Source organism: Anaplasma centrale str. Israel (genome assembly GCF_000024505.1).
GTDB lineage: Bacteria > Pseudomonadota > Alphaproteobacteria > Rickettsiales > Anaplasmataceae > Anaplasma > Anaplasma centrale.
In genome coordinates this window covers 240676-253484 of sequence record NC_013532.1, presented here as the reverse complement: position 1 = coordinate 253484, position 12809 = coordinate 240676, and the positions used below count along the sequence as shown (strand labels likewise).

The window sequence follows — 12809 nt, the reverse complement described above, 5'->3', positions numbered from 1 at the left end:
ACCTAAATCTCGAGAGACATCCTGTTCGGATCTTCTATATATTGCTTGACGCGCACGAGGAAGGTCACCGCACCTTGACCATCCACTATTCTGTGGTCATACGAAAGCGCGAGATACATCATGGGCCTGATTTCAATATTGCCGTTGACCACCACGGGGCGCTCTTGTATTGCATGCATGCCCAGAATCCCTGACTGAGGAGGGTTGATAATCGGTGTGGAAAGAAGAGACCCATACACCCCCCCATTGGTGATGGTAAACGTTGCGCCAGACATATCAGCAACTGTGAGCGTCCCTCCCCTGGCCTTTTTACTCAGCATTACCAACTCTTGCTCTAACGCCGCAAACGACATTGTCTCGGCCCCGCGTATCACCGGAACTACTAACCCCTTATCCGTGCCAACCGCGACCCCGATGTTGCAGTAGTCACGGTATATTATCTCATCCCCGGAAATCTCAGCATTAATCACCGGTATCTCTCTGAGAGCCAGCACCACGGCCCTGATGAAGAACGACATGAACCCCAGTTTCACCTCATACTTCTTCTCAAAGCCTTCCTTATATTTCCCCCTGAGCGCCATAACAGCACTCATATCCACCTCATTAAAAGTGCTGAGCGTGGCTGCGGTGTTTTGCGATTCCTTCAGCCGTGACGCGATCACCTGGCGGATTTTGCTCATCTTAACGCGCCTTTCCCCTGGCACGCTTATGATGCCGTCAACCTCATCATACACGCGTTGCTGCGGGACGGGGCTCTTGCCCACATCGCCCACAGGCTTGGTGATTTTACCAGCCGCCCTATCAGCAGGTGAGGAACACCCACCGGCAACGAACTCGTCTATACCGGGAATGCGTGGGCCAGTGGCTGGCTTAACCGGCTTTTCCTTGTCAGCAACTTGAACTTGCACATCACGTTGCTCAACCTGCGGTGCTAATTCGGCATCCGGAGCTGCAACTTCAGCTTGCTTGTGCTCACGCGCTGCGGCATCCTGAGGGGCACCTTCATGCTTGCTGATGATCGCCAAAACCTGGCCCCTGGTTATTATCTCTTCGTCCGACACGCGCAGTTCGGTGATAACACCGGCAACCGGAGACGCTATCTCCAGAGAGGTTTTATCCGTTTCAATAACAAAAACCGCCTCTTCTGCGGAAACGGCATCACCAACCCTTTTCAGAACCCGAACAGGGGCCTCTGATATGGATTCCCCACCAAGGTTATCAACTTTTATCTCTACATTATCACTCATACAAGCAGCTTGCCCAATAAACGAACTATATGCCGGACGGATGGACCGCCAGTCTAGGCACCAAACCACGAAATGTCAAACCATAGATCAGCGCGTGACTTATAGATATGACCTGGATAGCTCGATATACCCGTCAGCTGACTGTTGCAGATATGCTAACTCTTGATCCGACAGCATCCTCATGTACTTGGCGGGCCTTCCCCCCCACAACTCACCGGATTTTACCACCTTACCCCTAGTTAGCAAAGACCCAGCAGCTAACATGCTGCACTCCTCCATTAGGGCGCGGTCCATAATCACACAACCCATGCCCACGAATGTTTTGTCCATGAGGGAACACGCATGCAATATGCAGCCGTGCCCGACAGTTACGAATTTTCCAATCTCGGTGTCACCGTATTCTTGATCAGTATGCACAACGGTATTATCCTGGATATTGCTGCCTTCACCAACGACAATTTTCCCTACATCACCCCTGAGAACCGAGCAAAACCAGATGCTTGCATTCTTTCCTACGGCAACACGACCGATAAGACGTGCGTTGTCTGCTACGAAAGCGGTAGAGTCTACAGACGGAAGAACGCCCATGTAGCTCGCTAAAGACGCGTTACCCACCACATACCCTCCATACATGTCTAGCAGCGCTAGTGTACCTAGGGACCGGCCTCGCGGCACTTATTTTTTCAAGGCACATGGTTACGTCAGCAACATACCCTAAAACTAAGCCAGGAGGACGTTATCAATAAGCCGACAATTCCCCAAATACACGGCCAGGAAAACCCTTGCGGGCTTTCTGAAGGTCTGCATGTGCTCGAGCGTATTGTTGTCTCGCACCTCAAGATAGTCAACCTCAAACCCCTCCTGCTCAAGACGCAGCTTGCCGCGCGCAATTATTTCTTGCTGCCCGTGCGGATTGTCAGAAAGCTGCTGCCCAACTTCGAGTAGAAACCCGTACAAAAAGTTGGCTTTGGTAATTTCCGCGCTGCTCAAATATTGGTGCCTGGAAGACAGCGCCAACCCTTCTGCGCTTCTCACGGTGTTACCCTGCAACACGTCTACGCCTATGTTAAGGTCACGGAACAGCTGACGGGTGAGGTGCAGCATTTGGTAGTCTTTTTCCCCGAGGATCATGCAATGTGCATTTGTTTGCATCACCAACTTTATTAGCACAACCATAATCCCGTTTATGAAATTCTGCCTAGACGCGCCACACAGTTCACGCGCCATGGGCCCTATGTCCACACTGGTGGAAAAGCCATCGGGATACATACCCTCGGCACTCGGGATGTACACAACATCCACGCCCGCACTGGCGCATTTTTCGCAGTCCACCTCCTCACACCTTGGATATTTCTCGTAATCTTCGCCCGGGGAAAACTGCAGTGGGTTCACAAAGATGCTCACGACGACCACATCAGCATGCTTTTTCATCTCATGCACTAAGGATAGGTGCCCGGAGTGCAATGCACCCATGGTTGGCACAAGTCCTATTTTACGGTTTGTAAACGGGCGCAGCACCGCCCTCACGGACTCTACGTCCCTAACAATTTCCATCTGGAAACCCACAAGGCCCGCACCGTCCGGGATTGTAGCCTGGTTGCCTGGTGCTGTCCACAACAATCAACAATGTCGCGCGGTAAATTTTGTTATTGATATAGAGCCCGCACATCAAGTATAACTGCCCGTGTTTCAGTCTAGTATCCTGCTGTGATCAGGCGTTTTCTGCTCAGTTTTTTGGTGCCCGCATTCTGCTGCTTGGCATTGGCTCCGGCCCGCCCTTCTTACGCGCTCAAAATGCACACAAAGGCACCGCATGCAATTGTGTATGAGCTGGGGTCCCGGACAGTGCTCTTTGAGCATGATGCTGACGTTGCAGTGGCACCTTCTTCCATGAGCAAGTTGATGACGCTATATCTGGTGTTTCAGCACTTGCATGCCGGCCTGATAAAGATGGACGATACGTTCTCTGTTAGTGAGAGCGCGTGGAAGCGTGGGGGCTCCTCTGCGTTTTTAAAGGTCGGGCAAATGGTCAAGGTTCGTGACCTCATCATGGGGGCTGCTGTGTCATCTGGTAATGACGCATGCATTGCGCTTGCAGAGGGGGTCAGCGGTTCACAAGAACAGTTTGTGGAGGACATTAACGGTTTGGCTAAGGAGATGAACCTGGCACATAGCAGTTTCACGAATGTGACTGGGTGGCCGGATGAGGGGCATTTGATGTCTGTGAGGGACATACTCACGCTGTCGGTCAGAATTTTCGAGGATTTTCCCGAGTATTACCACGTATTCGGTGAGAAGCAGTTCACATATAATGGTGTAACCCAAAAGAACTACAATACCCTGCTCAATTACAATATAGGAGTGGATGGGATAAAGACCGGCCACACAGAAAAGGCTGGGTATGGAATAGCGGCATCGGCACAGAAGGATAATCGCCGCGTTTTTGTTGTGGTCAATGGGCTGAAAACCGAAACGGAGCGGGCGTACGAGACTAAGCGGCTGCTGCTGTATGCCTTTAATCGCTTTGAGACCAAAGTTGTTTTCCCCGCGGGGAGCGTAGTGGGTGAAGTGAAAGTGTGGAATGGTAGGAAAGGGACGGTCCAGATGCATGTTCGCGACGATGTCGTCATAAGCTACCCGAGGGACCTGTCAAAAAGCGTGAAGGCGTTTGTCTCTTACAAGAGTACAGTAGCTGCTCCGGTAAAAAAGGGCCAGGAGATAGGCACACTTTCAGTGCAGATCCCTGGCATGGCAGATAAGGTGTTTCCAGTGTATGCAACTGCGGAGGTTGGGGCGCTGGGGCCGGTGCGCGGGTTTTTTAGGTCGCTAAAGCACGCTATTCTGGGCTAGCCTTGGAACTTGGGTTTGCGTTCAGGTGCTTGCTCAAAATCTCAAGAAGCGTTTTTTCGCTGAAAATTTGCGGCATAGGCCCTACGGATTTTCCGTTGACGTACAGCTCGTAGAACGGAACACCACCACCGCCATGTTCGCTTAAGTACTCGGCAATAGTGCTGTCCATGTTGGTCCAGTCTGCTTTCATGTACACAACGCCGTGTGTACACAGAAAATCTTGCACCGCTGGGGATTCGAGCACCTTTTCGTTAACTTTGCAAGTGAGGCACCACTCGGCCCCTACGGATAAAAACACGGTCTTGCCCGCCTTCAGTAACCTTGCCAGCCTAGCCTCGGAAAATTCCACCTTTGTAAGCTCCCCGTAGGCATGATCGTGCCCTCGAAAGCGACCAATATATATCGCAGTACCAACAACAAAGAGCGGTAGTAGCACCGCCAAGGCCTTGGATGCTTGCATCTTGACATTAGACATAACCCGCAGAAACCACACCCCTAACGATACCGCAACAACTGAAAGCACCGTTGGGAGCAGTACGTGTGTTCCCTTCTGGCTCACTAGAACGTGCAGCAGCCAGGCGGAGGTTGCATACATGGGGAACGCAAGAAACTGCTTGAGATACTCCATCCACTGCCCAGGCTTTGGAAGCAGGCGGGTTAAGCCCGGGGAGCATGACATAACCAGATATGGAAAGGCCATACCCAGGCCCATAACCTGGAATATTGCAACGGAGCGTAACCCCGGTTGCAGGAGAGCGAAGCTTATGGCTGACACCATAAACGGGGCCGAACATGGAGTGCCAATCAGCGCAGAAAGAACTCCAGCGAGAAAGCTTCCAACATTGTGTGATCCAGCCATTGTGCTGATAAACGGCACTTTGATAGACAAATCAAGAAATCCAGAGAATGACATACCCAGGAGAAAAGTTACGTGCAGTAGGCCGATCACCAGAGCTGGGGACTGCATTTGAAACCCCCAACCGAGAAAGTGGCCTGCGGAGCGCAGCAAAATCAGTGTAACGGACAGGAGCAGCATGCTAACCAGCACTCCAGCAGTGTAGAATATTCCATCTGCCGCGGTGCTCCACCTGTGTTCCGAGCTTTGCCGCAATATGGAAAGCACCTTCAGCGATAATATGGGAAACACGCAAGGCATTAGGTTGAGCACAAGCCCCCCAACGAATGCAAGTGCTAATACGTCGAGAAATGTATGTTCCATAGGCCACCTATCCCTGCAATCTACCCCCAATGCATTCCACCGGCACGTTACTTACCGGACACACAATTCGCTATGCGGGACACAAGTGCCTTGTCTATGGAACTGGGCACTTCCCGCCTACCAACTATATAGGAGTATAGCAACTCGTCATCAAGCTCCACTATCTTCTCATACTGCGCGAGCTCTTCCTCATCTAGCAGCGCGAGATACTCCCTTGCAAAGGCACCCAAAAGTATGTCAGTCTCCTTGCAGCCCCTGTGTGTACTTCTGTAAAGCAACCTGCGTTTTCGCCCTTCGAGACCAAACTCACCCATCTCACAAACACCGCGCTCACTGCAGCCACCACGCAGGAACTTTATACCGCACAATACTGTTGTCAAGGATATAAATATGATATAACATGCTCCTGTTTTGAGCTTGTCGAGTATCCTATGGTTTCCATGGCGCAGGTGTTTAGCGCTTTTCAGGAGGGCTCTTTCTACCTTGCATCCTTCCTCCTTGTGCTTTCCGTGGTCGTGTTTGTGCACGAGTATGGGCACTATGCGGTTGCGAAGTTGTGTGGAATTCGGATCAAAACGTTCTCCCTTGGGTTTGGGCCTGAGCTGTTTGGAATTACTGACGGGTCTGGCACTAGGTGGAAATTCAGCATGGTGCCCGTTGGGGGGTATGTGAAAATGCTGGGTGACGCGCAGGAGGACAAGCTCACTGAGGGTGAGAAGTCCTTTGCATTTAACGAAAAGTCCCTGTGGCAGAGGTTCGCTGTTGCCGGCGCTGGGCCGTTGGCGAATTTGCTGTTTTCCGTTTTGGTGTTCTTCATATTGTTCAGCACCAGAGGGGTTATGAGCCCGATGCCGATAGTGGGCAGCGTCCTTCCGGGGAGCACGGCAGAGAGAATTGGGCTCATGGTGGGCGATAGGATTGTTGAGGTTGACGGGCGCGAGGTTTTGTGGTTCGAGGAGATACGGCATTACATTGCCGGGAGTACCAATCAGGAGTTCACCATGGTATTTCTGCGTGACGGCGTGTCCCACTCCGTTAAGCTCTCTCCAGATGTGTGGCTTGATGATGCTCGCAGGTTGGGTATAGCGGCCGACATATCCCCGGAAACTACCAGGAATAGGCGTCTTCCGGTGCTGCTCGCCGCGGCTGAGGCTTTCAGGTGCATTTTCAGGATTGTAAAAATAACTCTGGTGGCGGTTGTACAGCTTGTGACGGGGGCTCGCGGCGTTGATGAGCTTGGTGGGCCTGTTAGGATAGCAAAGCACTCTGGTGAGTCGATCAGAAATAAGGAGGGGTTGTGGTTTGTGGGTCTGATTTCCGCAAATCTGGGGGTTGTTAATCTTCTCCCCATACCTATGCTTGACGGGGGGTACATGTTGCAGTACGCACTGCAGGGGATTTTCCGTAGGAGGACAATAAATCCCAAGTATCAGAACGTCATGATGGCCATAGGCTTCGTGCTCCTGGTATCTATGATGGTTTTCGTCACCTTCAATGACGTCAAGAGCATTTTGAAGTGAGTTTTATGAGATACATCTTTGTTTTCGCTCTGTACGTGGTCGCGTGTGTGTCCATTGTCGGGTCTGTTGTTCCCGCTAGCGCAGCTGCTGGCGTGACAAGGGTCAGGGTAGTGGGCAATGAGCGGCTAGATTCCGGCACCGTGCAGTTCTACGCCAAAGTTCCTCTAACTGGGGATGTTACGCAACCTCAAATCGATGAAGCAATAAAAAACTTATACTCGACTTCCCTGTTTTCTAGAGTTGGAGTACGCGTGGAGGGGAACGAGCTGGTTATCAGGGTGAAGGAGAACCCTGTGGTGCGCAGTATAAAGATTGTGGGCAACAGGGTGTTCTCCGATAAAAATCTTGAGAATGACGTACTCAAGATGAAGAAGATGAGCATTTTTACGGAGGCGAAGCTAAAGCGAGATCTGTCAACCTTGCATGCTCTTTATCAGAGTAGAGGCATGTTGGGTGCGAAGGTGTCTTACGCGGTTAGGAGAGCCCCGCACAATGCAGTCGATATAGTGCTCAAAATTGTAGAGGGAAGGTCCACTCGCATTGGTGAAATTAGGTTTGTGGGCAATAGGGAATTTCCATCTAGCAAGCTAAAAGCAGTAATATATTCTAGGGAACACAAGCTGAAGGAGGCTTTTGGCCTGCTCGGCAGCAGTACGAAGTTCCTTTCGGAACGGCTGATGATAGATCAATCCCTTCTGCGCGAGTTTTACACCAGCAGGGGGTTCCTTGACTTCAGAGTCAAGTCTGTGGTGTCAGAGGTTAGTCGGGATCTCACGCGCGCAACCGTGGTGTTTTCTGTGGAGGAGGGTAAGAAATACCAGTTTGGTGACAGCATCGTAACTGTGCGTGACGTGGCGCATAGCTACGAAGGCATAGAGGAAGACCTACTGGGGCTGGTGCTGTCAAAGAAGGGTGCGGTGTTTGATGCGACCATGGTGAACGGGTCAGTTGCAAGTATGACTGCGCACCTCAATGAGCGGGGCAATTTGTTCGCTTCCGTTACGAGCGACTATGACGTACAGGGTGACGTAGTCAACGTGAAGTACAGCGTGTCCCTGGGGCACAGCGTCTACATACACAGGATAAACATAGTTGGGAACAACAGGACATTAGACCACGTTATACGGCGCAAGCTCGGCGTTTACGAGGGTGACGTATACAGCACTGGCGCTGTGAGGCAGTCCCGCAAGAGGCTAGCGGATATGGACTTTTTTGAGACCGTGGATGTGGAGACGCGGAAAGTTTCTGATAGCCTGGTGGATTTGAATTTTAAGGTGAAAGAGCGCGGCACTGGCTCGTTTGACATAGGGGCCGGCTTCTCCTCAGAAAGTGGCCTGGTTGGTAAGGTGAGCGTGAGGGAGCGCAACGTATTAGGCACGGGGAAGATGATCGCGTTTGACCTGTCTAGGTCCATGACCAGCCTATCTGGAACACTTGATTTGGTGACTCCAAATGTGTTCGATAGCGACGTTGCATTTGGTATGGGGGTGTTTTACTCACGGCAGGGTAGCTCATCACCTGCCGGCAGTGGTGGCGGGGTTTTCGGCGGCCTGCTGCCCTCTTCTGAGGGCTCGTTTAGTAGCACCAATGCTGGGCTTTCTACCCGGCTGTCTTGCAGTCTTACCGATAGTGTCGCCACATCCCTGCAGTATTCCTACAAATACCATAGCATACACAACGTAGGGGCGTCGGCTTCCACCTACATAAAAGAGCAGGAGGGGCGGCACCTTGATTCTGCCATAGGCTATTCCTTGGTGTACAGCAACCTGGACAGCGTTTACAGGCCCAGCAGGGGGGTGTTCGCCAAGGTGAGCCAATCATTTTCTGGAATAGGGGGGAACTTGCATTACGTCAAGACGGAGGCCTCAAGCGCTCATTTCTTCCCGGTATTTCGGAGAATACACAGCGATATAGTATTGAAGATCAAGCCGTCCTTCGGGTACGTGTTCGCGTATTTGGGTGAAACGGTGAAGATAGGACAAAGGTTCTTTGCGGGCAACAGTGAAATTAGGGGCTTTGCCGCTTCTGGGATTGGCCCCAGAGACCGCACAACTAAAGAGTCCTTGGGTGGCAAGTTGTTTTACGGGGTCACGGCCCAGTTTGACTTTCCTATAGGTTTGCCGGAACATTTGGGCATCAGGGGTTCCGTGTTTGCTGACGTGGCAAGTCTGTCTCGGCTGGATGCAAAAGCCGGCGGGTATGACACTAGCGATCTACCGAGGCTGTCTGTAGGGTTTGGGTTTTCTTGGCAGTCGCCATTCGGGCCAGTGAGGATAGATTTTGGGTTTCCTCTAGTGAAGGAAAAGTTTGACATTAAAGATAGAATCAGGATTTCCACAGATGCGGGTATTTAGAATGCGCAGGTTTCTCACAGTATTTCTCTCGTTGGTTGCACTGTTTTGTTCGTCGGCGGTGGGCGCAGAAGACGCAGTAGGTAGCAGCCTGTGTTATTCATAGACTCGGAAAGGGTGCTAAGTGAGGCGCTGGTTGCGAAGGATATTAGGGCACAGCTGGACAGGCGGCGGACTGAGCTGCAGGGCACGTTTACCCGAAGGGGAGAGGAGTTGCGTAAGGGCGAGGAGGAGCTGATAAAGCAGAAGAGCATCTTGAGTTCCGAGGCATTTGATGCGAAGGTTGCGGAATTTAGAAAGGAGGTTGACTCCTTAAATAGGGACGCGGCGGCTAAAATGTCGGAACTTGAAGGCATGTACAGCGGCGCTATGGAGCAGGTTTACGGTAAAATCCAGCAGATTTCTAAGCAGCTAGCCGGCAAGTTTGGCGCCACAATCGTGCTTTTTATACCGAAAGGTCAGGTCGCTTACGTGGAGGGCACGGCCGACATTTCTGAGCAGGTTTTGGAGACTTTAAATAGGGACCTGTCGAGAGTTAGCATGGGGGGAAGCTAGCTTAGGATGACTGTAGCATTCAATCACAAGCAGATTATGCGGATGTTGCCCCACTCGTATCCGTTCTTGTTGGTAGATAGGGTTCTGGAGTGTACCCCTGGTAAGTCCATAGTTGCACTCAAGAATGTAACTTTCAACGAGCCGTTTTTTGTAGGGCATTTTCGCGACAATCCAGTGATGCCCGGCGTGCTAATTATAGAATCTATGGCTCAATCCTCGATGCTGTGCGTCGTGGATGACCGCGGAGAGGGTGGGGCTCGTGGGGATCAGTCGGTGTATTTTATGTCGATAGACGCGGCAAAGTTTCGCAGGATGGTTGTCCCGGGGGACGCACTAACAATAAAATCAACGGTAATTCATATGCGCGGTGCCACCTGCAAATTTCAGTGCCACGCATATGTCGGGGACGAGCTGGCATCCGAGGCACAAATTTTGGCAATGATGGGTTAGTACGCGGAGATTATGGTTGCTTCATCAACGGGCGGAACGGCGCTAATATCAGTATATGACAAGACGAACATCGAACAGCTGGCCCGGTTTATCGCAGCAAGGGGGTTTCGCATAATAGCAACAGGCAATACATGCCGCTTGTTGAAGGAGGCCGGAGTTGCTGCAGTGGAAGTTTCGGAATACACCGGATACCCGGAGATGATGGATGGACGGGTCAAGACTCTACATCCAAAAATATTCGCAGGGATTCTGTGCAATAGGGGCAGCCATGGCCCAGAATTGGATGGGCTTGCTATAGACCTGGTGGTTGTAAATCTATACCCCTTTCAACATTTTGCAAGCACCGGGGCCGCGGATGACGAAGTGGTGGAACACATAGATGTGGGTGGAGTGTCGCTTTTGAGGGCGGGGGCTAAGAATTTCCAGCACGTTACGGTTGTACCAGACGTGCACGAATATGAAGGGCTGATGCAGGAAATGTCCAACCACGGGGGCACAACAACGCTTGAGTATAGAAAGCGCATGGCCGCCAAAACCTTCGCTTCCACATCTTCTTATGATGCGTGCATTCACACGTGGCTGAATGGTGCGGAGGGGCCAGACATGCCGCAGGAGATCGCGATACTCGGCAGGAAGGTCCAAGATTTGCGCATTGGCGAGAACCCGCATCAGAAGGCCGCTGTGTATAGCATATACCGTGAGAGCGCGCCCATGGCGTTGCCCATAGAACAGATGCACGGCAAGGAGCTGAGCTTTAACAACATAGTTGATATTGAGTCTGCTGTTGGGATAGTAGCCGAGTTTGACGTCCCAGCAGTTTCTGTGATCAAGCACGGAAATCCCTGTGGGGTGGCAATTTCCGGCACAGACATCGACGACGCTTACGAAAAGGCAATTACTTGCGACCAAAAGAGCAGCTTTGGCGGAATAATCGCGTGCAACAGGCAGGTTACTGACGCGATTGCGCAAAAGGTTGCTGATGTGTTCATAGAGGCGGTGGTCGCCCCAGATTTTGCTGAAAGTGCGCTCAAAATACTAGGAGCGAAAAAGAACCTGCGTATAGTCAAATGCGCGCCCTATACTGCAAGTAGGCTGGTCTTCAAAAGTGCGCTGGGTAGTGGCCTGTTGATACAGGAGCGCAACTGTAGCACAATAGACATCGGCGATTTACTCAAGGTCACGACTAAGGCGGCAGATCCCGCGGTATTGCAGGATTTGCTGTTCGCGTGGCGGGTGTGCAAGCACGTAAAGTCCAACGCAATCGTTATAGCGCGCGATGGGCGTGCTATAGGAGTGGGAGCTGGGCAAATGAGCAGGGTTGACAGCGTTGAGCTTGCAGTCAAAAAAGCGCAAGATTGCGCCGGTGCCGTTATGGCGTCTGACGCATTTTTCCCATTTGCAGATAGTGTGTATAACGCCGCGACCGCGGGCGTGTCTGCTATTGTACAGCCGGGAGGCTCTTTGCGGGACAAGGAAGTAATAGATGCTGCAAATGATAGCGGCATTGCAATGTATTTCACGGGCCTCAGGAGTTTCTACCACTAAGTCGGAAGTCAGATTCCGGTTTTCTCAATCGCGGTGCGGGTGTACCGATACATAGACCAGACCGACAGGGCAGCTGCAACCCATAGGAGAAACTCCCCAACACGCGTCACCGTCCCCCCATCACCGACTATCAGCACTCCGGTCGCGGTCATTTGCATCACGGTTTTTAGCTTGCCCATACCGCTCACTGGCAGGCTGATGCCCGCAGCAATGAGGAACTCGCGCATTCCGGATACCAGAACTTCCCTGCAAACGATAACAACAACACAGGCAACGCATGGCCCTGTTATCCGCCCTACATATACCAGCATCACAAAAGCAGAAAGGATGGCGAGCTTATCAGCAACCGGGTCAAAAAGCCTACCAAACTTGGACTGCACCCTCCAAATGCGCGCTAGGTACCCATCGAGAAAATCAGTCGCGCATGCAAGCAGGAATATAGCCAAGGTCACATACCTGGCGCATCCGCAATCTAAGTAAAAGCTGGAGACCACAGCAGGTATGGCGAGGACCCTAAAGATGGTCAGCATATTTGGAAAAACTTTCCTCAAGCCACTCCCCCCTCAACTCACAGCACCCGCCCATCAGGACACCGCATACTAAGAGACCTAACAGCCGCGCACCGGACAGTGGAAAGTGAAATACCCACCACGCCTAAAGAAACCAGCACAAAAACGCTCGCCGCGCTGACCGACCTGTTGAAATCCACAAACAGTTCTATAATGGACGCTTTCCGGGCTTACTGCAAGTCTAAAATATGCCCAATCACCACAAAGTGGCGTGGCGACTGATCATCACATGGCTGCAAAATTCTCACTGCATTCGGAAAAGCTGCGCGCGGTCACCGCCCCTTTGAGAATTGCACAATGTGCATAACACACGTTCAGATCCCTGCCTTCGCGGGTACCCATCTGGGGCCTACGTAGCATGCCCCACCCTATCCCATGGTCCCGAGGAGGGGGTATCCGCCCCACCATCCACCCACCATTGCTACCCCCAAGCGCTCACGCGCTGCCCCCGCTGAAAACTTCAGACCTATCCGGTGCTTCACATGTTGATACCCAGCGCCCAT

At 51.9% G+C, this 12809-nt stretch carries 12 protein-coding genes; 6 read left to right on the top strand and 6 right to left on the bottom strand.

Features of this window, described 5'->3' with window-relative positions:
* Window positions 1-2 precede the first annotated feature (2 nt).
* The 3 genes from sucB to panC form a co-directional block, all read right to left on the bottom strand.
* Complete coding sequence (gene sucB, locus ACIS_RS01200; RefSeq protein WP_012880426.1) at window positions 3-1247, bottom strand: dihydrolipoyllysine-residue succinyltransferase; 1245 nt, start codon at window positions 1245-1247, stop codon at window positions 3-5.
* A gap of 99 nt (window positions 1248-1346) precedes the next feature.
* A complete protein-coding gene (locus ACIS_RS01195) occupies window positions 1347-1880 on the bottom strand; it encodes a gamma carbonic anhydrase family protein (protein WP_012880425.1) in 534 nt (177 codons plus the stop codon).
* 87 nt (window positions 1881-1967) lie between these two features.
* Window positions 1968-2801, bottom strand: coding sequence for a pantoate--beta-alanine ligase (gene panC, locus ACIS_RS01190; protein ID WP_012880424.1), 834 nt, complete (start codon window positions 2799-2801; stop codon window positions 1968-1970).
* Between the two features lie 153 nt (window positions 2802-2954).
* Here panC and ACIS_RS01185 point away from each other — a divergent pair, with 153 nt between their 5' ends.
* Window positions 2955-4097, top strand: a complete 1143-nt coding sequence (locus ACIS_RS01185) for a D-alanyl-D-alanine carboxypeptidase family protein (protein WP_012880423.1) — start codon at window positions 2955-2957, stop codon at window positions 4095-4097.
* Here the strand turns inward: ACIS_RS01185 and ACIS_RS01180 are convergent.
* The gene (locus ACIS_RS01180; RefSeq protein ID WP_041651111.1) at window positions 4084-5316 is read right to left on the bottom strand and encodes a protein-disulfide reductase DsbD family protein; all 1233 of its coding nucleotides are present in this window, start codon (window positions 5314-5316) and stop codon (window positions 4084-4086) included. The genes ACIS_RS01185 and ACIS_RS01180 overlap by 14 nt on opposite strands.
* 47 nt (window positions 5317-5363) lie before the next feature.
* Window positions 5364-5630: an FAD assembly factor SdhE gene (locus ACIS_RS01175; RefSeq protein ID WP_041651389.1), complete on the bottom strand. Its 267-nt coding sequence runs from the start codon at window positions 5628-5630 to the stop codon at window positions 5364-5366.
* A gap of 126 nt (window positions 5631-5756) precedes the next feature.
* Here ACIS_RS01175 and ACIS_RS01170 point away from each other — a divergent pair, with 126 nt between their 5' ends.
* From ACIS_RS01170 to purH, 5 genes are all read left to right on the top strand, one after another.
* Window positions 5757-6836 (top strand): M50 family metallopeptidase, encoded by a 1080-nt coding sequence (locus tag ACIS_RS01170; protein ID WP_238523303.1) that lies wholly within the window; start codon window positions 5757-5759, stop codon window positions 6834-6836.
* A 5-nt stretch (window positions 6837-6841) separates the two neighbouring features.
* Window positions 6842-9190, top strand: coding sequence for an outer membrane protein assembly factor BamA (gene bamA / locus ACIS_RS01165; protein WP_012880419.1), 2349 nt, complete (start codon window positions 6842-6844; stop codon window positions 9188-9190).
* A 90-nt stretch (window positions 9191-9280) separates the two neighbouring features.
* Complete coding sequence (locus ACIS_RS01160) at window positions 9281-9742, top strand: OmpH family outer membrane protein (protein ID WP_012880418.1); 462 nt, start codon at window positions 9281-9283, stop codon at window positions 9740-9742.
* A gap of 6 nt (window positions 9743-9748) precedes the next feature.
* Window positions 9749-10192: a 3-hydroxyacyl-ACP dehydratase FabZ gene (gene fabZ / locus ACIS_RS01155; RefSeq protein ID WP_012880417.1), complete on the top strand. Its 444-nt coding sequence runs from the start codon at window positions 9749-9751 to the stop codon at window positions 10190-10192.
* Between the two features lie 12 nt (window positions 10193-10204).
* A complete protein-coding gene (purH, locus tag ACIS_RS01150; protein WP_012880416.1) occupies window positions 10205-11737 on the top strand; it encodes a bifunctional phosphoribosylaminoimidazolecarboxamide formyltransferase/IMP cyclohydrolase in 1533 nt (510 codons plus the stop codon).
* A gap of 8 nt (window positions 11738-11745) precedes the next feature.
* Here the strand turns inward: purH and pgsA are convergent, their stop codons facing one another.
* Window positions 11746-12288: a CDP-diacylglycerol--glycerol-3-phosphate 3-phosphatidyltransferase gene (pgsA, locus tag ACIS_RS01145; RefSeq protein ID WP_012880415.1), complete on the bottom strand. Its 543-nt coding sequence runs from the start codon at window positions 12286-12288 to the stop codon at window positions 11746-11748.
* Between the last annotated feature and the right edge of the window lie 521 nt (window positions 12289-12809).

Coding starts and splice junctions, on each gene's coding strand:
- sucB (WP_012880426.1), bottom strand. CDS start 1,247: ATGAGTGATAATGTAGAGATAAAAGTTGATAACCTTGGTGGGGAATCC.
- ACIS_RS01195 (WP_012880425.1), bottom strand. CDS start 1,880: ATGTATGGAGGGTATGTGGTGGGTAACGCGTCTTTAGCGAGCTACATG.
- panC (WP_012880424.1), bottom strand. CDS start 2,801: ATGGAAATTGTTAGGGACGTAGAGTCCGTGAGGGCGGTGCTGCGCCCG.
- ACIS_RS01180 (WP_041651111.1), bottom strand. CDS start 5,316: ATGGAACATACATTTCTCGACGTATTAGCACTTGCATTCGTTGGGGGG.
- ACIS_RS01175 (WP_041651389.1), bottom strand. CDS start 5,630: ATGGGTGAGTTTGGTCTCGAAGGGCGAAAACGCAGGTTGCTTTACAGA.
- ACIS_RS01170 (WP_238523303.1), top strand. CDS start 5,757: ATGGCGCAGGTGTTTAGCGCTTTTCAGGAGGGCTCTTTCTACCTTGCA.
- bamA (WP_012880419.1), top strand. CDS start 6,842: ATGAGATACATCTTTGTTTTCGCTCTGTACGTGGTCGCGTGTGTGTCC.
- fabZ (WP_012880417.1), top strand. CDS start 9,749: ATGACTGTAGCATTCAATCACAAGCAGATTATGCGGATGTTGCCCCAC.
- purH (WP_012880416.1), top strand. CDS start 10,205: ATGGTTGCTTCATCAACGGGCGGAACGGCGCTAATATCAGTATATGAC.